Raw genomic sequence first — 16,922 nt, 5'->3', positions numbered from 1 at the left:
TTTTCGAGTATTTGACGCAAAAAGAAGCTGGGGCTTGTTTTGGGCAGGGCGCGGCTTTATTGGGCAGGCCATGAGCGACGAGACACCGAAAACACACCCCTCTGGCGCGCCTTGGCGTAACTTCTATGGACGGTTCAAGGGCAAGACCTTGCGGCCGAACCAGAAGGAATTTCTGGAAGAGGATCTGGAGCCTTTGTCCCCCGGTCCTGTCGGTTGGGATGTGAATCCTGATCGCGAGAAGTTGGATGTGGAGGCCATGTTCGACGGGCGCCCGCTGTGGCTGGAAATCGGCTTTGGCGGCGGCGAGCATCTGGTGCACATGGCCAAGACCTATCCCGATATGGGGATTATCGGGTGCGAGCCGTTTATCAACGGTGTCGCCATGTTGCTGGGAAAAATCCGCGAGGCTGGGGTGACCAACCTGAAGGTGCACCCCGGTGATGCGCGCGATCTGTTTGATGTATTGCCCGACGGCTGCGTCCAGAAGGCCTTTCTGAACTACCCCGATCCGTGGCCTAAGAAGCGGCACCATCGCCGCCGGTTTGTGACGCAGGAGCACTTGCAGCCCTTGGCGCAGGTGATGGCGCAAGGGTCCGAGTTCCGCGTCGCGACTGACATTCCCGACTATGTCCGCCAGACCATGCAAGAGGTTCCGCAAGCGGGCTTTGAGTGGCTGGCCGAAGGGCCGTCAGACTGGCGCGAGCCTTGGGGCGACTGGATTTCCACGCGCTACGAGCAGAAGGCTCTGCGCGAGGGGCGCACGCCCCATTACATGACTTTCCGTCGCCGCTGAGGGCGATAGACCATGCCCTTTGTTTGCGATAACAGAAGGGCGGATTGATTGAACGAGGAACGCCCGATGTCTGCACATGGCACGCCCATCCCGATGACCGCCTATGCTTCTGGTCCCCTGACCGGAGAGGCTCATGTCCCCGGGGACAAATCGATCAGCCACCGTTCGCTGATCCTTGGGGCGATGGCCGTGGGCGAGACCAAGATCACCGGTTTGCTCGAAGGGCAGGACGTTCTGGACACCGCAAAAGCGATGCAGGCGTTCGGTGCCGAAGTCACAAACCACGGTGGCGGCAACTGGTCGGTCAAAGGTGTCGGCGTTGGCGGCTTTGCCGAGCCTGACAATGTGATCGATTGCGGGAACTCTGGCACTGGCGTGCGTCTGATCATGGGCGCGATGGCGACTTGTCCGATCACCGTGACCTTTACTGGCGATGCCAGCTTGAACAAGCGTCCGATGGCCCGTGTGACCGATCCGATTGCGCTGTTTGGTGCGCAGGCGGTTGGTCGCAGCGGTGGCCGTTTGCCAATGACTATCGTCGGCGCGGCAGAGCCGACCCCTGTGCGCTATACCGTTCCAATGCCCTCGGCTCAGGTGAAGTCGGCGGTGCTGCTGGCGGGTCTGAATGTGCCGGGCGAGACTGTGGTCATCGAGAAAGAAGCCACCCGCGACCACACCGAGCGCATGCTGGCCGGTTTCGGCGCCGAGATTTCGACCGTGGAGACCGAAGAGGGCCGCGTGATCACCCTGAAGGGCCAGCCCGAGTTGAAGCCTCAGGACATCACCGTCCCGCGCGACCCGTCATCGGCGGCTTTTCCTGTCTGTGCAGCGCTGGTCACCCCCGGGTCTGACGTATTGATCCCGAATATCGGGCTGAACCCGACCCGCGCTGGCTTGTTCACCACCCTGCGCGAGATGGGCGCGGACCTGACCTATGAAAACGAGCGCGTTGAGGGCGGTGAGCCGATGGCGGACCTTCGTGCAAAATATTCGCCCAACATGAAGGGCATCACGGTGCCGCCCGAACGTGCGGCCTCGATGATCGACGAATACCCTGTGCTGTCCGTTGTCGCGGCCAATGCGACCGACGACACCGTGATGCGCGGCGTCAAAGAATTGCGGGTCAAGGAAAGCGACCGCATTGATGCGATGGCCAAGGGCCTGCGCGCAAATGGGGTCGAGGTCGAAGAGGGCGATGATTGGTGGATCGTTAAAGGTCTGGGTGCGGGCAACGTTCCCGGCGGCGCGACCTGCGAGACCCATCTGGATCACCGCATTGCCATGTCGTTCCTCGTGGGCGGTCTGTGCAGCCAGAAGCCGATCAGCGTGGATGACGGCGGCGCGATTGCCACCAGCTTCCCGATCTTCGAGACGCTGATGAGCGGGCTCGGGGCGAAAATCGAGCGGACTTGATCAGAGGGCGGCCCGAGCGGGTCGCCTTTTTCTTTGGGTTTGGTTGCAGGAAATTGCCCGTAGTTTGCGGGATGCTTGTTCCCGATGGCGGTCTGGGCTAGGACGGACATCCGATTGACAGGAGGCCCCTATGTTCACAGTCGCGATTGATGGACCTGCCGCATCCGGCAAAGGCACGATTTCCCGCGCAATTGCTGCGCATTTCGGGTTTGCACATTTGGATACGGGCCTGCTGTATCGCGCGACGGGGCGCAAGACTTTGGACGGGACGCCCGCGCTGGAAGCGGCACAAACCCTCACGGCAGAGGATTTGCAGGGCGACGCTTTACGCGCGCCCGACGTGGCCCAAGCTGCCAGTAAAGTCGCTGCGATGCCGGACGTCCGCAAAGCTTTGGTCGATTTTCAGCGGGCCTTTGCAGCGCGGGCAGGGGGGGCGGTATTGGACGGGCGCGATATTGGCACTGTCATTTGCCCCGACGCCGAGGTGAAGCTGTTTGTTACTGCCAGCGACGATGTCCGTGCGGAACGGCGCTGGAAAGAGCTGACCTTCAAAGGGCACAAGGTCTCGATCGAAGAGGTTTTGGCAGATTTGCGCGAGCGGGATCGCCGTGACAGCACCCGTGCGGATGCCCCGATGAAAGCAGCGGATGACGCTCTGCAACTGGACACCACCAGCTTGTCAATCGAAGAGGCCGTCGCGTCTGCCGTCAAACGGATTGAGGCGCGTCAGGCGGAACTGGCCAAGCTCTGATCAGGCAGGCTGATCTGCATATTGCGGTAGGGTTGGCTCTCTTTGAAAAAGACGTCGCCGAAAGGCTGGAACCCGAATTTCGCGTAGAATGGCATGGCGCTTTCGCGGGCGCTGAGCCAAACCCGATCCGCGCCAGATGCCTCTGCCACGCTGAGCGCATGGCGCATCATGAGCGTGCCGACGCCTTGTCCTTGACAGTCAGAACGGGTTGCAAACTTACGTAACTGCATCGCGGACTCGTTTTTGAAGAGCGACAGGACACTGACCATTTTGCCGCCTACGTGGGCGCCGAAATGTAGGGCCGACTCGTCGCCAGCAACGCGGCTGAAATCCACCGGATGATCTGGCCAGAGCACGGAATGGCGCAGGGGCAGGGTGTCCTTGGCGCTGATTTGAACGATTTGAACCTGCATCGGGGCCTGTTTCGCTGGGTTTCACGGGGTCTGGTGCTTGCCAGTGGGACGAAAATCGCTTATTCCGCGCCTCGTCAACATGGCAATGACCAGACGGAACCCAAGGGTCGGATACACCAACCGGCCCTGCTTTGTTTGAAAATCGCCCGAAAGACCAACCCAAAGACCGGCGGAGACAACCGCTCGGCCAGAAAAAACGTTAGTAAAGGAAAAACGGACGCTATGGCGAACGCAATGATGGAGGAATTCGAAGCCCTCCTGCAAGAAAGCTTCGAAATCGACACCCCCGAAGAAGGTTCGGTTGTCAAAGGTAAGGTCATCGCAATCGAAGCGGGCCAAGCCATCATCGACGTAGGCTACAAAATGGAAGGCCGCGTTGATCTGAAAGAATTCGCAAACCCCGGCGAAGCTCCTGAAATCGCAGTCGGCGACGAAGTAGAAGTGTTCCTGCGCTCTGCTGAAAACGCCCGCGGCGAAGCTGTTATCTCGCGCGAGATGGCACGCCGTGAAGAAGCATGGGACCGCCTGGAAAAAGCATACGCAGACGATGCACGCGTCGAAGGCGCGATCTTCGGCCGCGTCAAAGGTGGCTTCACCGTCGATCTGGGTGGCGCAGTTGCGTTCCTGCCCGGCTCGCAGGTTGACGTACGCCCCGTACGCGACGCAGGCCCGCTGATGGGTCTGAAGCAGCCCTTCCAGATCCTGAAAATGGACCGTCGCCGTGGCAACATCGTTGTGTCGCGCCGCGCCATCCTGGAAGAGTCGCGCGCCGAGCAGCGTGCAGAAGTCATCGGCAACCTGTCCGAAGGTCAGGCGGTCGAGGGTGTTGTCAAGAACATCACCGAGTACGGTGCATTCGTTGACCTGGGCGGCGTTGACGGCCTGCTGCACGTCACCGACATGGCATGGCGCCGTGTAAACCACCCCTCCGAGATCCTGTCGATCGGCGAAACCGTCAAGGTTCAGGTCATCAAGATCAACAAAGAAACCCACCGCATCAGCTTGGGCATGAAGCAGCTGCAAGCCGATCCGTGGGATTCGGTTGCTGCGAAGTACCCGCTGGAAACCGTTCACACCGGCCGCGTCACCAACATCACCGACTACGGTGCGTTCGTGGAGCTGGAGCCCGGCGTCGAAGGTCTGGTGCACGTTTCGGAAATGTCGTGGACCAAGAAAAACGTCCACCCCGGCAAAATCGTTTCGACCTCGCAGGAAGTCGAAGTCATGGTGCTGGAAATCGACGAAGCCAAGCGTCGCGTTTCGCTGGGTCTCAAGCAGTGCATGCGTAACCCCTGGGAAGTCTTTGCTGAGACCCACCCCGAGGGCACCGTTGTTGAAGGCGAAGTCAAGAACATCACCGAATTCGGTCTGTTCATCGGCCTCGAAGGCGACATCGACGGCATGGTTCACCTGTCGGACCTCACTTGGGAAGGCCGCGGCGAAGACGTCATCGGCGACTACACCAAAGGCGACGTTGTCAAAGCGGTTGTCTCGGAAGTCGACGTCGAGAAAGAGCGTATCTCGCTGTCCGTCAAAGCTGTTGGCGGCGATCCCTTCGCAGAAGCCATTGGCGGCGTGAAGCGCGGCTCGATCATCACTGTTGAAGTGACCGCGATCGAAGACGGCGGCATCGAAGTCGACTACGAAGGCATGAAGTCCTTCATCCGTCGCTCGGACCTGTCGCGTGACCGTGCGGACCAGCGCCCCGAGCGTTTCCAGGTTGGCGACAAGATCGACGTTCGCGTCACCAACGTCGACAGCAAGTCGCGTCGTCTGGGCCTGTCGATCAAGGCACGCGAGATTGCAGAAGAGAAAGAAGCCGTCGAACAGTTCGGCAGCTCGGACTCGGGTGCATCGCTCGGCGATATCCTTGGCGCAGCGCTGAAGGGCAACGAGTAATCCTCGTTCCTTAAATCAAAGAGTTACATTAGCCCCGCAGGTTTTCTGCGGGGCTTTTTCTATGGCCGATTCGGTGAAAAACCGACCAAACGGATGGATTCTGTGCTGCGGCATTCCTGCAAAAACGGGGTTCGTGGGCAGAAAGATACCAAAATTCACGACTTGCCTGCGATTTTGTTTCGTTTTCAGGCATTTGGCCCTATTATCAGATTTACAAGATATATTGCTGGCGAGGGGGAGACATCTGATGATCCGTTCGGAACTCATTCAGATCATTGCCGACGAAAATCCGCACCTGTATCAACGCGATGTCGAGCGCATCGTGAATACGGTCTTCGAAGAAATCACCGAAGCAATGGCGCGGGGAGACAGAGTCGAGTTGCGCGGCTTTGGTGCTTTTTCGGTGAAGAAGCGTGATGCGCGGATCGGTCGCAATCCTCGGACCGGTGAGACTGTTGAAGTCGAAGAGAAATTTGTACCTTTCTTCAAAACCGGCAAGCTGCTGCGTGACCGGTTGAATGGTTTGGAAGAGTCTGAAGAAGAATAATGATCCGCTATATTCGTTATGCATTTTTGGCCGTGATTGCGGTCGCTTTGGTCGCGATCGCCGCGGCCAACCGTGAAGCTGTCAGCCTGCAATTGCTGCCCGAAGGTCTGGCGGACATCGCTGGCTGGAATTTCATGATCGAACTGCCCTTGTTCCTTGTGATCTTTGCCAGCGTGATCGCTGGTCTTTTGATCGGGTTCGTCTGGGAGTGGATGCGCGAGCACAAGCACCGCGCCGAAGCCCGCCGCCAGAAGCACGCGGCGCAGAGCCTGAACCGCGAAGTCGAAAAGCTGCGCGGCGAGAAGCACAAGGGTAAGGACGAGGTTCTGGCCCTGTTGGAGAGCAACGGCTAACCCATGCCCTCTGGAATCAGAGTTAAAATCTGCGGTCTGAGCACCGCAGAAGACGTGCGCGCTGCGGCAGAGGCCGGGGCGCGCTACGTTGGTTTTGTGTTCTTTCCCAAGAGCCCCCGTAACGTGACCATCGAACAAGCCCGTGATTTGGCCGTTGAGGTGCCTTTGGGTGTGGCCAAGGTGGCTTTGACTGTGAACGCGGATAATGACCTGTTGGATGCGATCACGGGGGCGGTGCCGCTCGATATGATCCAGCTGCACGGGTCCGAAAGCCCAGAGCGTGTGACCGAGGTCAAAAAGCGCTATGGACTGCCTGTGATGAAGGTCGTGGGTCTTTCGGGCGCAGATGATCTGGCGCGTATTGCCGAATACGAGACGGTTGCCGACCAGATCCTTGTGGATGCCAAGGCGCCCAAGGACGCGGATTTGCCAGGTGGCAACGGGCTGTCCTTTGACTGGCGTCTGCTGGAGGGGCGCGAGTGGGCAGTGCCGTGGATGCTGGCGGGCGGTCTGCACGCAGGCAATGTGGCCGAGGCGATCGCGCGGACGGGCACCCGTCAGGTTGATCTGTCCTCTGGAGTCGAAAGTGCGCCGGGCGTCAAAGATCCCCAGAAAATCAAGGAATTCATGCAGGCCGCTCTGGCCTGATGCACCCCTTTGTGGCGGCGGTTTCGCGATGGCGGGACCGATTGCCGCTTTTCGCTGGAAATGCCGCTCTATGTTGCATATCCACGTGCAAAATCTCAGTTGAAAGGCGCCCGAGATGAATGATCTTTTCAACAGCTTCATGACCGGACCCGATGACAAAGGCCGCTTTGGCAAATTCGGCGGACGGTTCGTGTCGGAAACGCTGATGCCGCTGATCCTCGAGCTTGAGGAGCAGTACGAGCATGCCAAGACCGATCCCGAGTTCTGGGCCGAGATGGACTACCTGTGGAAACACTACGTGGGCCGTCCGTCGCCGCTGTATTACGCAGAGCGCCTGACCGAGCAGCTTGGCGGGGCCAAGGTGTACTTTAAGCGCGACGAGCTGAACCACACCGGCGCGCACAAAATCAACAACGTGTTGGGTCAGATCATTCTGGCCCGCCGCATGGGCAAGACCCGCATCATCGCGGAAACCGGTGCCGGCCAGCATGGCGTTGCGACCGCGACCGTCTGTGCGAAATTCGGCCTGAAATGCGTTGTTTATATGGGCGCGCACGACGTTGAGCGTCAGAAGCCCAACGTGTTCCGGATGCGCCTGCTGGGGGCTGAGGTTGTGCCTGTGACCAGTGGTCGGGGGACGCTGAAGGACGCGATGAACGATGCGCTGCGGGACTGGGTGACCAACGTGGAAGAGACCTTCTACTGCATTGGCACCGTGGCGGGTCCGCACCCCTATCCCGCGATGGTCCGTGATTTCCAAGCCATCATCGGCAAGGAAACCCGCGAGCAGATTATGGAGGCCGAAGGCCGTCTGCCCGACACTCTGATCGCTGCGATCGGCGGTGGTTCGAACGCGATGGGCCTGTTCTACCCGTTCCTTGATGACAAAGAAGTCGGCATCATCGGTGTCGAAGCGGGCGGCAAGGGCGTGAACGAAAAGATGGAGCACTGTGCTTCGTTGACCGGCGGTCGTCCGGGCGTGCTGCATGGCAATCGCACCTATCTGCTGCAGGACGAGGATGGCCAAATCCTTGAAGGGCATAGTATTTCTGCAGGTCTCGACTATCCGGGGATCGGCCCAGAGCACAGCTGGCTGCATGATACCGGCCGCGCGGAATATGTCTCGATCACCGACAAAGAGGCGCTTGAGGCGTTCCAGCTGTCGTGCAGCACCGAAGGTATCATCCCCGCGCTCGAGCCCTGCCACGCGCTGGCCCACGTTGCCAAGATCGCGCCGACTCTGCCCAAAGACCACCTGATCGTCATGAACATGTGTGGCCGTGGCGACAAAGACATCTTTACCGTGGCGCGCCATTTGGGTGTGAACATCGCGGGCGAAGAAGGCCGCGATCTGGGCTAAACCCCGCCGAACAGCTTAACGACTGATGAACAGCCCCGCAGTTTCGCCTGCGGGGTTTTTCGTGTCTGGCCCATGAAAACAAGGGGTTTGGCGATGCCAGTTCACGTATGGCTGGCGTATGGTTTACGTCATGACGTTCCGGCTGGCTCTAGGCCTAGGGTTTAGGGGTGGTCTGCAGGCGCGCCATAACCCGCTCTATACCCCTTGGCGCATTTTCTTGGCGGCTGGCTCTGCCCAAGACAGAGGCAGAGGCCAGAGACATTTCTGGCGCAGACGGGAGAGATCACGATGATCAACAAACTGACGGCGCGCGTGGCGCTGGTGGGGGTGCTGTGTGTGGGCGGCGCGCAGGTGTTTGCCCTGACCGTGGAAGAGGCGATCAGCGCCACGACAGACGCGGGCTACAGCGCGGTCGCGGTGCGGACCTCTCGGGATGGGACGGTGACTTCGGTGCTGGCGACGGACGGGTCCAGTTACTACGAGATCGACTACGATACCGAGAGCGGCGCGGCGACCACGACCGAAGCCACGCGCGGCGGCCGCAAGGGGCATGGCCGTGACGATCGTGATGACGACGACGACGAGTCTGATGATGACAGCAGCTCGGACGATAGCTCTGACGACAGTTCCGATGACAGCTCGGATGACGACGACGATGATGATTCCGACGACGATGATGGCGGGCGCGACCGTGATCGGGATCGCGATCATGACAGAGACCGCGATGGGCATGGCGGCGGAAACCACTAAGCCGCACGTACATAATTAGCAAAGCGGGCCCTGTGCGTGGTATCATGCACAGGGCGTACGCTTGGAGACTGGGAAGACCGCATGAAGAAAGTTTTGGCAGGATTGGTTTTCGGGATCGGGCTGGTGCCCGTCGCGGGCCATGCAGAAACGGTCAAAGAAGCGATCATTCAGGAACTGGCCGCTGAAGGATATACCAAGATCACGGTGTCGCGGACGTTGCTGGGGCGGCTGCGCTTTGTCGCGACAGGAGAGAACGGCTCTCGCGAGGTGGTGGTGCAGCCCAGCAATGGCGCGATCTTACGAGATCACTCTGACGACGACGATGATGATCGGCGCGGCGGTTCGGGCGAGCGGAACCGCGACTGGTCCGGTGGATCTGATGACAGGGATGATCGGGATAGTGACCGCGACGATGACGGTGACGATGATCGGGACAATGATCGCGACGACGACCGTGATGATGATCGCGATGACGACAAAGACGACAAGGATGATCGCGACGATGACCGTGGGGGTGGGCGCGATGACGACAAAGACGATCGGGACAACGATCGCGATGACGACTAGGGGGCGCAAGGGAACACAATGAAAGAAGCAGAAAAGAAGATGCGCCTGCAGCGCCTTGGGATGGCCTCGGTCATCGGGCTGCAGGCGTTTTGTGCCTTGGTATTTATCTGGGAAATTGTTGTGTCTGTGCTGGGGCTGCCGTTCAATCTGGTGCCTTGGGGCCTGTTTGAACTGGTCGAGATCGGGGCGGCGATCGGTTTGCTGCTGGGCATTATTGTCGGCGGTATGGTGCTGCGGAACACTGCGCGGCGGGCCGAGGCGGCCGAGACCCGGTTGCGGGCGGCCAGCCGTGAGTTCATGGAACTGCTGGAAGAGCGGTTTCTGGAGTGGGGCCTGACACCGGCCGAGCGGGACGTGGCGCTGTTTGCGTTCAAGGGGCTGTCGACCGCCGAGATCGCGGGAATGCGCAACACGTCCGAGGGCACGGTCAAGGCGCAGACCGCCGCTATCTATCGCAAGGCCAGTGTGTCCGGCCGTGCGCAGTTGATGAGCGTGATTATCGAGGACCTCTTGATGGACGAATCCCAGCCCAGTCCGTTCCGTCAGGCGGCGGAATAAGTCTCGAGCACTTCAAGCGGGATGATGTCGAGGGCGCGCTGGTGCGTGGCCTCGAGATCAACCTGAGGGGCGCAGCCTTCGTCATGGGCCTGCAGGAAGCGGCTGGCGCAGAGGCACCATTTGTCGCCGGGCATGAGGCCGGGGAAGCCGAACTCCAGCCGCGGGGTCGACAGGTCATTCCCCACATATTTCGAAAAAGCGAGGAATTCGGCGGTCATGACGGCGCAGACCGTGTGGCTGCCTTGGTCCTGCCAGCAGGTGTTGCACGACCCGTCGCGGAAGAAACCGGTCAGCGGGTCGGTGGAGCAGGGGCGCAAGGGGCCGCCGTTCACGTTGAGGGAAGGTTCCTTTTCCATCTGCTCTGCCTTTCTGGATGTCTTTGGTAGGATAGCCCAGCGCGGGCGGCTGACCAGCCCTAGCGGAACTTGTCGGCCAGCTTTTGCAGGGGGGTGCGCGTGTCTTCGGCAGGGGCCTGCGGTTCGGGCGCGGCTGCGGGCTTGGGTTCGGGCTTGGCCTTGGGCTTTTTCGCCGGATCGCCGCCGGTGCTGCCATTGCGGGGCGGGTTCACGCGCAGGGCGACCGCGTTCTGGAATTTCGAATTGTCGCCACGGGCAAGGGCAGGGGCCCCGTCCGAGATGCCGCGCATCATGTCGTCGAGCCAGCCCTGTTCGGCCTTGGCAAAGTCGTTCAGCACGTAAGAGGCGACTTTGTCCTTGTGGCCAGGGTGACCTATGCCCAGACGGACGCGGCCATATTCGGCGCCGATGTGCTGGTGGATCGAGCGCAGACCGTTGTGACCCGCGTGGCCGCCGCCCTGTTTGACGCGCAGTTTGCCGGGGGCAAGGTCGAGCTCGTCGTGAAAGACGATGACGTCCTGCGGCTCTAGCTTGTAATACCGCATCGCCTCGCCCACGGACTGGCCGGACAGGTTCATGAAGGTCTCGGGCTTGAGCAGGATCGCGCGGTCGGAGCCAAAGCGGCCCTCGGTCACTTGGCCGTTGAAGCGAGACTTCCACGGGGGGAAGCCGTGGTCGGCGGCGATCTGGTCCAGTGCCATGAAGCCGATATTGTGCCGGTTGCCTGCGTATTTCGCACCGGGATTTCCAAGACCGACGAAGAGGAGCATCTGGAACCTTCCTTGCTGATGGGCTGCGAGGGCATATAAGCCAAGTCAGGGCAGCCTTCGCCACCCTTGCCGCAATGACAAAGACGTAAAGGAGGGGCTGATGTACCTCACGATGAACCGGTTTAAAGTCAAAAAGGGATCCGAAGAGGCGTTCGAAGAGGTCTGGCGCAGCCGCGACAGCCATCTGAACACCGTTCCCGGGTTCAAATCATTCAACCTGATGAAGGGGCCAGAGGCCGAGGACTATGTCCTGTATGCCTCGCACACCGCGTGGGCGGATGAGGCGTCGTTCGTGGCGTGGACCAAGTCCGAGGCGTTCCGCATGGCCCACAAGGGCGCGGGCAGCAACAAGGACATGTATATGGGCCCGCCAGAGCTAGAGATTTTCGAGACCGTCCAGTCGGTCGAGTGATCCGAACAGATCCCTAGACAACAAAAAACGGAGCCCGAAGGCTCCGTTTTCCGTATCCGATAGGATCAGAGGGGGAAGATTACTCTTCGCCGCCTTCTGCTTCTTCTTCGTCGTCATCGCCACCAACGAGGCCCGCGGGCGCCGAGATGTTCGCGATTACGAAGTCACGATCGGTGATGGTGGGGCGAGTGCCCTCGGGCAGGGTGATGTCCGAGATGTGGATCACGTCGCCGATCTGGCGGCCTGCCAGGTCAACAACCAGCTTCTCGGGGATGTCGCCTGCGGTGACCATCAGCTCTACGTCGGGACGTACAACGGTCAGAACGCCGCCTTTTTTCAGGCCGGGGCATTCTTCGTCGTTGATGAACTCAACGTGGATGAAGAGGTTCACACGCGAGGTGCGGCGCAGACGCATGAAGTCAACGTGGGTCGGCAGGTCTTTGACAACATCGCGCTGGACGTTGCGGCAGATGACGCGCACGTCTTCTTGGCCTTCGACCTTCAGGTTCCACAGCTGCGACAGGAAGCGGCCGTTCTTCAGCGCTTTGATCAGCTTGTTGTAGGGAATGTTGATCGGCTGGGGGTCAACGCCACCGCCGTAAACAATACCAGGAACGAGGTTCTCGCGACGAGCTTGACGAGCGGCCCCCTTGCCTGTCCCCGTGCGCACTTGTGCTTCGAAATCAAGGACTTCACGTGCCATGATTTAATCTCCAAAAATTGTGGGCATCCTCCAAGGGTGTATGCCCGGTCAATGCCGGTTCGCGCCGGCCCAAAAACGAAGCGTCCCGCGCTGGTGGGCTGCGGGACGATCCGTTCGCGGGCGTATAGTCGAATTTACCGGATAGGGAAAGAGCGTATGCGCGCAAAACAGGCCAGAAAGGCTGGAAAATCCCCTGTTTTGCGGGGGTAGAGGCTGTTTCGGGCCACAGGTCAGGCGGCTGATTCGGTGTCCTCTTGGGGGGTGCTTAGATAACCGCCCGATGCGATGAGCGCGTCATAGAGCGCGTATTCATCAGCGCGTTCCTGGCGGAAGCGCAGGGCCAGTTCGTCCGAGATGGGGGTCGGGGCCTTGGGCGAGACGTTCTTGCGCGGGATTTTCATCGGCTCTTCGAAGATGTTGGCCAGAAATTCGTCCAAGAGTTCTGCGTGCTCGATCGCAAAGAGGTGGTGCATGCCGTTCTTGCCGGATTTGCCCGCGAGGAAGTTCATTTGGGTGCCGACGGCGGCAACCGAAGGCGGTTTGACCTGCAGGGACAGCTCGACGAATTGCTCGAAACTCATGTTGGCGGTCGAGTTTTTGTCGTCGGCTTTGAGCCGCGAGCGGTATTTGTACCAACTGCGCATCAGGTCGAGCGGTTCGCGCATGACGCCCATCCGTTCGGGCACGAGGTTGAACGCCTTTTGCAGGAAGGGGCCGAAGCTGCGCTCGTACTTGCGCATGTTCAGGTGTTTCACCGCAGGGGCGCCGCGCATGATGATGTCGGCCTTGCCCCTGAGGGCGGCTTGGTAAGAGGTTGTGCCGGTCTTGGGGACGGCGAAGAAAACCAGATTGTGTTTGAGAAAGACCAGCATCAATTCATCCGTGTTTTCTTATGGTTGTCTGCGGGAGCGGCGACTTGTCAAGCTGTCTGACCGGTTGGAGGGGTGGTGTTGCGCGCGTGCCGCGCGCATGGCCTGCGGCCTGATGGGTATTTGGGCCAAGATGAAAGGGCGGGTTTGCTGGAAATTCGGTCGGGGGTCGCGTAAGGGTTGGGAAAGATTGTGTTTGGAGGATGCCATGGCGCCTGAAGAGGTCGAAGCTCTTTTTACCCGCAGCAGTGGTGAGTATCTGTTTGCCCGCTGGGGCCGCCCGATTGCACCGGTGGTGTTCGGGGTCGAAGAGGCGACGTTGCAGGTGGTCAAGGGCGCGCTGGAGGCTGTGGTCGCGCTGGCGGGGCATCAGCTGGCAGAGACCGATCCGGAACTGGGCTCGAACCTGATGGTGTTCTTTTTCCGCGAGTGGAAAGAGTTGACCGAGGTGCCGCACATGGAACAGTTGGTGCCCGATTTGGGGCCGCTGGTCGGGCGGCTGGAAGCTGCAGATGCCAACCAGTACCGGTTCTTCCGGTTTGACAAGGATGGGGCGATCCGCGCGGCCTTTGTGTTTTTGCGGATGGACAAGGAGCTGTCCAAGGTGCCGGCAGAGACCTTGGCGCTGAGCCAGATCGTGCAGACCATGCTGCTCTGGTCGGACGAGGCGTTTCGGGATCGCAGCCCCTTGGCTGTGGCGGGGGATCATACGATCCTGCGGCCCGATTTTGCGGGGCTGATCAAGGCGGCCTATGATCCTGTGATGCCCGCGATGGCGCAGGACCCAAGCCACGCCCTGCGCTTGTCGGCGCGGGTGGCGATGTACGCGCCGGACTGACGCGGGGTGTAAGCGGGTGTTGTGGGTTGCTCGCGCTGAGGGGCGGCCTTAGGGTCGGCCGTGTTCAGCAAGAGGCACTTTTATGACGCACCGGTTTTCCTTGCGGGTCTATTACGAAGACACCGATCTGGCAGGTATTGTTTACTATGCCAACTATCTGAAATTCATTGAGCGGGCGCGGACCGAGTGGGTGCGCGGGCTGGGTGTGGATCAGAAGGCCCTGAAGGAATCAGAGGGAATCGTTTTCGCGGTGCGGCGTGTTGAGGCCGATTACCTGTCACCTGCACGTTTCGATGACGATTTGGTGGTCGAAACGACCCTTGAGGCGGTCACGGGTGCTCGCATTATTCTGCACCAAGAGGTCAAGCGCGGCGAAGAAGTGTTATTTGCCGCACAAGTGACCGTGGTCGCCCTGTCCGAAACGGGCCATCCGGCGCGGCTTCCGGCGAGTATTCGCCTGCTTCTGCACTAAAAAAGGCAGTATTACGGCTTGTTGACGCGCTTGTGTTGGCAAGCCTCTCCAAAACGCTGTATTTTGCTGCGACACTAACCGCGCATTGAAAAGTGCGGATCTGAAGGCAAGAGCAGGCATATGGACGCAACGACCCTCGCAGTGGCGCAGGAGATTGATTTCTCCTTCTGGGCCCTTTTTGCACGCGCGACATTCGTCGTTAAAATCGTAATGATCCTATTGATCGCCGCCTCTGTGTGGGCGTGGTCGATTATCATCCAGAAGTACATCGTGTACCGGAAGGCCAAGCGCGAATCCGCGGTCTTTGACGATGCGTTCTGGTCGGGTGAGCCCTTGGACGAATTGTTCGACAATTTGGGGCCGGACCCCGAGGGGCGACAGGAACGGATTTTTGCGGCCGCGATGACAGAGTGGCGCCGCAGCCATGACGCCGAAGGCCATCTGATCCCCAACGCTCAAGCGCGCATTGAGCGCAGCATGAACGTGGCCATCACCCGCGAGGCGGATGATCTGCAGGGGCAGCTGGGCTATCTGGCGACCATCGGGTCTGTGACCCCGTTCGTGGGTCTGTTCGGCACCGTGGTCGGCATCATGAACTCTTTTATCGAGATTGCAGAGCAGCAGAACACCTCGCTTGCGGTTGTGGCACCCGGTATCGCCGAGGCGCTGCTGGCGACGGCGTTGGGTCTGTTGGCGGCGATCCCGGCGGTTGTGTTCTATAACCAGCTCAGCACCATTTCGGACAAGATTTTGGGCGGGTACGAGGCGTTTGCCGACGAATTCTCGACCATCCTGTCGCGCCAGCTGGATAGCTGATCCATGGGCGCGGGTGTCATGAAACGAGAGAGAGCGTCGGGCGGCCGTCGCCGCAGTCGGGCGCAGCCGATGGCCGAGATCAACATCACGCCTTTTGTGGATGTGATGCTGGTGCTCTTGATCATCTTTATGGTCGCGGCGCCGCTGATGACCGTGGGTGTCCCGGTGGAGCTGCCGAAATCGGCGGCGGGCGCGCTGTCGTCTGATCAGGAGGAGCCGCTGACCGTGACCATGACCGGCGATGGCCGCGTGATGATCATGACCACCGATGTGGCGATGGAAGATCTGGTCAGCCGTCTGCAGGCCATTGGCGCAGAGCGGGCGACGACCAAAGTGTTTTTGCGGGCCGATGGCAACGTCCCGTATTCGGATGTGATGACAGTGATGGGTGCGCTGAGTGCGGGGGGCTTCCCCGATATTGGTCTGGTGACCGATACTGGCGGGGCGCGCCTGACAGGGTCTGGGAACTAGGGGCGAACGGTGAAGACCGGCACCTATATCTCTGGCGCAGGGCACACGGTGCTGCTGCTGTGGGCGATCTTTGGCGGGGCCTTCAACTCGGAGCCTTTGCCCATTGAGAACGCCACCGATGTCTCGCTGATTTCGGCCGAGGAGTTTGCCGCGCTAACTGCGCCGCAGACCGCCGAGGATGCCGAAGAGGTCGTGCCCCAGCCGACAGAGGCCGACACGCCTCAGGAGTTGGATCAGGCGCTGCGCCCGCCCGAACTGCCTGTGACGCCGCCTGCGCCCGAGCCGGAACCGGAGCCTGAACCCGAACCGGCCCCGCAGCCGGAGCCCGCGCCCGTGATCCCCGAGGTCGCGGCAGAGGCCCCTGATGCGCCGCCGAGCGATACGCCGACCCCCGAAGAGGCGCCCCGCGTAGCGCCCGAGCCGGTCGAGGCCCCGCCAGAGGATGTCGAGGTCGCGCCCGAGCGCCAAGAGGCTGCGGATGCCGAGGTGCCCGCCGAGGCCCCTGTGCAAGAAGAACAACAGGCCGCCGCGCCAGAGGCCGCAACGACAGAGATCGTGACCGAAGCCGAGGAGCCTGCCTCGTCGATGGAGCAATCTTTGCGCCCGATGATGCGTCCGAACCGTCCGACGCCTCCGCCGGTTGAAACCGCCGAGGCCGAGGAGCCGGCAGAGGAAGAGCCGCCCGTCGAGACGCCGGCAGAGCCGGAACCGGCGGACGATCCGCTGGCCGGTGCGCTAGAGGGCGCGTTGGCCGAAGCCTTGGGCGGCGCGACCAGCGAGCCTGCGCCAAGCCGCAGTGCCGCCCCGCCCCTGAGCGCCGGAGAGCGTGAAGGTCTGCGCGTGTCGGTCCAGCAGTGCTGGGTTGTGGACGTGGGATCGCAAGCGGCAAACGTGACGGTCGTGGTCGGCATGAACATGAACCCCGACGGAACCGTGGATCAGGGCAGTATCAACCTTGTGTCCGCGTCAGGGGGCGAAGGCCCCGCCGTCGAGACTGCCTATCAGGCCGCGCGCCGCGCCATTTTGCGCTGCCAACGCCAAGGATATCCGCTGCCCTCGGAAAAATACGAGCAGTGGAAACAGATCGAAATGACTTTTGATCCTTCGCAGATGAGATTGCGTTAGGGTCACCCAAGGAACAGAGACTCACCGAACGTGAGGAT

The 16,922-nt window shown here is 60.6% G+C and carries 22 protein-coding genes; 17 read left to right on the top strand and 5 right to left on the bottom strand.

Annotated features, from left to right (window positions below):
- The first annotated feature begins 70 nt into the window (after positions 1 to 70).
- From trmB to cmk, 3 genes are all read left to right on the top strand, one after another.
- The gene (gene trmB, locus N4A58_RS00885) at positions 71 to 793 is read left to right on the top strand and encodes a tRNA (guanosine(46)-N7)-methyltransferase TrmB (protein WP_293707054.1); all 723 of its coding nucleotides are present in this window, start codon (positions 71 to 73) and stop codon (positions 791 to 793) included.
- A gap of 66 nt (positions 794 to 859) precedes the next feature.
- A complete protein-coding gene (aroA, locus tag N4A58_RS00880; protein WP_293707053.1) occupies positions 860 to 2,206 on the top strand; it encodes a 3-phosphoshikimate 1-carboxyvinyltransferase in 1,347 nt (448 codons plus the stop codon).
- Between the two features lie 130 nt (positions 2,207 to 2,336).
- The gene (gene cmk / locus N4A58_RS00875) at positions 2,337 to 2,957 is read left to right on the top strand and encodes a (d)CMP kinase (RefSeq protein ID WP_072705525.1); all 621 of its coding nucleotides are present in this window, start codon (positions 2,337 to 2,339) and stop codon (positions 2,955 to 2,957) included.
- On the opposite strand, the gene N4A58_RS00870 is transcribed toward cmk, so the two are convergent.
- A complete protein-coding gene (locus tag N4A58_RS00870) occupies positions 2,933 to 3,370 on the bottom strand; it encodes a GNAT family N-acetyltransferase (protein ID WP_072705527.1) in 438 nt (145 codons plus the stop codon). The genes cmk and N4A58_RS00870 overlap by 25 nt on opposite strands.
- Positions 3,371 to 3,592: 222 nt before the next feature.
- Between N4A58_RS00870 and rpsA the strand changes: the two genes are divergently transcribed.
- From rpsA to N4A58_RS00830, 8 genes are all read left to right on the top strand, one after another.
- On the top strand, positions 3,593 to 5,269 hold the full coding sequence (gene rpsA / locus N4A58_RS00865) for a 30S ribosomal protein S1 (protein WP_072705529.1): 1,677 nt from the start codon (positions 3,593 to 3,595) through the stop codon (positions 5,267 to 5,269).
- A 247-nt stretch (positions 5,270 to 5,516) separates the two neighbouring features.
- Positions 5,517 to 5,816 (top strand): integration host factor subunit beta, encoded by a 300-nt coding sequence (gene ihfB / locus N4A58_RS00860; protein WP_072705531.1) that lies wholly within the window; start codon positions 5,517 to 5,519, stop codon positions 5,814 to 5,816.
- A 2-nt stretch (positions 5,817 to 5,818) separates the two neighbouring features.
- Positions 5,819 to 6,169, top strand: a complete 351-nt coding sequence (locus tag N4A58_RS00855) for a LapA family protein (protein ID WP_293707106.1) — start codon at positions 5,819 to 5,821, stop codon at positions 6,167 to 6,169.
- 3 nt (positions 6,170 to 6,172) lie between these two features.
- Positions 6,173 to 6,817, top strand: coding sequence for a phosphoribosylanthranilate isomerase (locus N4A58_RS00850; RefSeq protein WP_293707050.1), 645 nt, complete (start codon positions 6,173 to 6,175; stop codon positions 6,815 to 6,817).
- Positions 6,818 to 6,932: 115 nt separating this feature from the next.
- Positions 6,933 to 8,177 (top strand): tryptophan synthase subunit beta, encoded by a 1,245-nt coding sequence (gene trpB / locus N4A58_RS00845; RefSeq protein WP_293707049.1) that lies wholly within the window; start codon positions 6,933 to 6,935, stop codon positions 8,175 to 8,177.
- 288 nt (positions 8,178 to 8,465) lie between these two features.
- Positions 8,466 to 8,927, top strand: a complete 462-nt coding sequence (locus N4A58_RS00840) for a hypothetical protein (RefSeq protein WP_293707048.1) — start codon at positions 8,466 to 8,468, stop codon at positions 8,925 to 8,927.
- A gap of 81 nt (positions 8,928 to 9,008) precedes the next feature.
- Positions 9,009 to 9,494 carry a PepSY domain-containing protein gene (locus N4A58_RS00835; protein ID WP_293707046.1) on the top strand — a complete coding sequence of 162 codons (486 nt, stop codon included), beginning with the start codon at positions 9,009 to 9,011 and terminating at the stop codon, positions 9,492 to 9,494.
- 18 nt (positions 9,495 to 9,512) lie between these two features.
- Positions 9,513 to 10,052 carry a LuxR C-terminal-related transcriptional regulator gene (locus N4A58_RS00830; RefSeq protein ID WP_293707044.1) on the top strand — a complete coding sequence of 180 codons (540 nt, stop codon included), beginning with the start codon at positions 9,513 to 9,515 and terminating at the stop codon, positions 10,050 to 10,052.
- On the opposite strand, the gene N4A58_RS00825 is transcribed toward N4A58_RS00830, so the two are convergent.
- Together N4A58_RS00825 and pth are read right to left on the bottom strand one after the other, a co-directional pair.
- Complete coding sequence (locus tag N4A58_RS00825; RefSeq protein WP_293707043.1) at positions 10,037 to 10,408, bottom strand: DUF2237 domain-containing protein; 372 nt, start codon at positions 10,406 to 10,408, stop codon at positions 10,037 to 10,039. The genes N4A58_RS00830 and N4A58_RS00825 overlap by 16 nt on opposite strands.
- 59 nt (positions 10,409 to 10,467) lie before the next feature.
- Entirely contained in the window at positions 10,468 to 11,178 is a 711-nt protein-coding gene (gene pth, locus N4A58_RS00820; protein ID WP_293707042.1) for an aminoacyl-tRNA hydrolase, read from the bottom strand.
- A gap of 100 nt (positions 11,179 to 11,278) precedes the next feature.
- Here pth and N4A58_RS00815 point away from each other — a divergent pair, with 100 nt between their 5' ends.
- On the top strand, positions 11,279 to 11,590 hold the full coding sequence (locus N4A58_RS00815; protein ID WP_293707041.1) for an antibiotic biosynthesis monooxygenase: 312 nt from the start codon (positions 11,279 to 11,281) through the stop codon (positions 11,588 to 11,590).
- A gap of 79 nt (positions 11,591 to 11,669) precedes the next feature.
- Here N4A58_RS00815 and N4A58_RS00810 read toward each other — a convergent pair whose 3' ends face one another.
- Both N4A58_RS00810 and N4A58_RS00805 read right to left on the bottom strand, forming a co-directional pair.
- The gene (locus N4A58_RS00810; protein WP_072705546.1) at positions 11,670 to 12,293 is read right to left on the bottom strand and encodes a 50S ribosomal protein L25/general stress protein Ctc; all 624 of its coding nucleotides are present in this window, start codon (positions 12,291 to 12,293) and stop codon (positions 11,670 to 11,672) included.
- Positions 12,294 to 12,523: 230 nt separating this feature from the next.
- Positions 12,524 to 13,165: a hypothetical protein gene (locus N4A58_RS00805; RefSeq protein WP_293707038.1), complete on the bottom strand. Its 642-nt coding sequence runs from the start codon at positions 13,163 to 13,165 to the stop codon at positions 12,524 to 12,526.
- Positions 13,166 to 13,370: 205 nt separating this feature from the next.
- Between N4A58_RS00805 and N4A58_RS00800 the strand changes: the two genes are divergently transcribed.
- The 5 genes from N4A58_RS00800 to N4A58_RS00780 all read left to right on the top strand — a co-directional run bounded on the left by N4A58_RS00800 (position 13,371) and on the right by N4A58_RS00780 (position 16,884).
- Positions 13,371 to 14,000 (top strand): hypothetical protein, encoded by a 630-nt coding sequence (locus N4A58_RS00800; protein WP_072705609.1) that lies wholly within the window; start codon positions 13,371 to 13,373, stop codon positions 13,998 to 14,000.
- A gap of 82 nt (positions 14,001 to 14,082) precedes the next feature.
- Complete coding sequence (gene ybgC / locus N4A58_RS00795) at positions 14,083 to 14,472, top strand: tol-pal system-associated acyl-CoA thioesterase (RefSeq protein ID WP_072705550.1); 390 nt, start codon at positions 14,083 to 14,085, stop codon at positions 14,470 to 14,472.
- A gap of 120 nt (positions 14,473 to 14,592) precedes the next feature.
- Positions 14,593 to 15,288, top strand: a complete 696-nt coding sequence (gene tolQ / locus N4A58_RS00790) for a protein TolQ (protein ID WP_293707036.1) — start codon at positions 14,593 to 14,595, stop codon at positions 15,286 to 15,288.
- Between the two features lie 3 nt (positions 15,289 to 15,291).
- Positions 15,292 to 15,759: a protein TolR gene (tolR, locus tag N4A58_RS00785; RefSeq protein WP_072705554.1), complete on the top strand. Its 468-nt coding sequence runs from the start codon at positions 15,292 to 15,294 to the stop codon at positions 15,757 to 15,759.
- A gap of 9 nt (positions 15,760 to 15,768) precedes the next feature.
- Complete coding sequence (locus tag N4A58_RS00780; protein WP_293707035.1) at positions 15,769 to 16,884, top strand: cell envelope biogenesis protein TolA; 1,116 nt, start codon at positions 15,769 to 15,771, stop codon at positions 16,882 to 16,884.
- Positions 16,885 to 16,922 lie beyond the last annotated feature (38 nt).

This window comes from Donghicola sp. (genome assembly GCF_025210255.1).
Classification (GTDB): Bacteria; Pseudomonadota; Alphaproteobacteria; order Rhodobacterales; family Rhodobacteraceae; genus Donghicola; species Donghicola eburneus.
Note: the sequence above shows the minus strand (reverse complement) of the source record. Positions and strands in the feature narration are given on the sequence as shown.

Coding starts and splice junctions, on each gene's coding strand:
- N4A58_RS00825 (WP_293707043.1), bottom strand. CDS start 10,408: ATGGAAAAGGAACCTTCCCTCAACGTGAACGGCGGCCCCTTGCGCCCC.
- N4A58_RS00800 (WP_072705609.1), top strand. CDS start 13,371: ATGGCGCCTGAAGAGGTCGAAGCTCTTTTTACCCGCAGCAGTGGTGAG.
- N4A58_RS00840 (WP_293707048.1), top strand. CDS start 8,466: ATGATCAACAAACTGACGGCGCGCGTGGCGCTGGTGGGGGTGCTGTGT.
- N4A58_RS00810 (WP_072705546.1), bottom strand. CDS start 12,293: ATGGCACGTGAAGTCCTTGATTTCGAAGCACAAGTGCGCACGGGGACA.
- cmk (WP_072705525.1), top strand. CDS start 2,337: ATGTTCACAGTCGCGATTGATGGACCTGCCGCATCCGGCAAAGGCACG.
- ybgC (WP_072705550.1), top strand. CDS start 14,083: ATGACGCACCGGTTTTCCTTGCGGGTCTATTACGAAGACACCGATCTG.
- N4A58_RS00805 (WP_293707038.1), bottom strand. CDS start 13,165: ATGCTGGTCTTTCTCAAACACAATCTGGTTTTCTTCGCCGTCCCCAAG.
- tolQ (WP_293707036.1), top strand. CDS start 14,593: ATGGACGCAACGACCCTCGCAGTGGCGCAGGAGATTGATTTCTCCTTC.
- rpsA (WP_072705529.1), top strand. CDS start 3,593: ATGGCGAACGCAATGATGGAGGAATTCGAAGCCCTCCTGCAAGAAAGC.
- N4A58_RS00830 (WP_293707044.1), top strand. CDS start 9,513: ATGAAAGAAGCAGAAAAGAAGATGCGCCTGCAGCGCCTTGGGATGGCC.
- tolR (WP_072705554.1), top strand. CDS start 15,292: ATGGGCGCGGGTGTCATGAAACGAGAGAGAGCGTCGGGCGGCCGTCGC.
- ihfB (WP_072705531.1), top strand. CDS start 5,517: ATGATCCGTTCGGAACTCATTCAGATCATTGCCGACGAAAATCCGCAC.
- aroA (WP_293707053.1), top strand. CDS start 860: ATGTCTGCACATGGCACGCCCATCCCGATGACCGCCTATGCTTCTGGT.
- N4A58_RS00835 (WP_293707046.1), top strand. CDS start 9,009: ATGAAGAAAGTTTTGGCAGGATTGGTTTTCGGGATCGGGCTGGTGCCC.
- pth (WP_293707042.1), bottom strand. CDS start 11,178: ATGCTCCTCTTCGTCGGTCTTGGAAATCCCGGTGCGAAATACGCAGGC.
- N4A58_RS00850 (WP_293707050.1), top strand. CDS start 6,173: ATGCCCTCTGGAATCAGAGTTAAAATCTGCGGTCTGAGCACCGCAGAA.
- N4A58_RS00815 (WP_293707041.1), top strand. CDS start 11,279: ATGTACCTCACGATGAACCGGTTTAAAGTCAAAAAGGGATCCGAAGAG.
- N4A58_RS00870 (WP_072705527.1), bottom strand. CDS start 3,370: ATGCAGGTTCAAATCGTTCAAATCAGCGCCAAGGACACCCTGCCCCTG.
- trpB (WP_293707049.1), top strand. CDS start 6,933: ATGAATGATCTTTTCAACAGCTTCATGACCGGACCCGATGACAAAGGC.
- trmB (WP_293707054.1), top strand. CDS start 71: ATGAGCGACGAGACACCGAAAACACACCCCTCTGGCGCGCCTTGGCGT.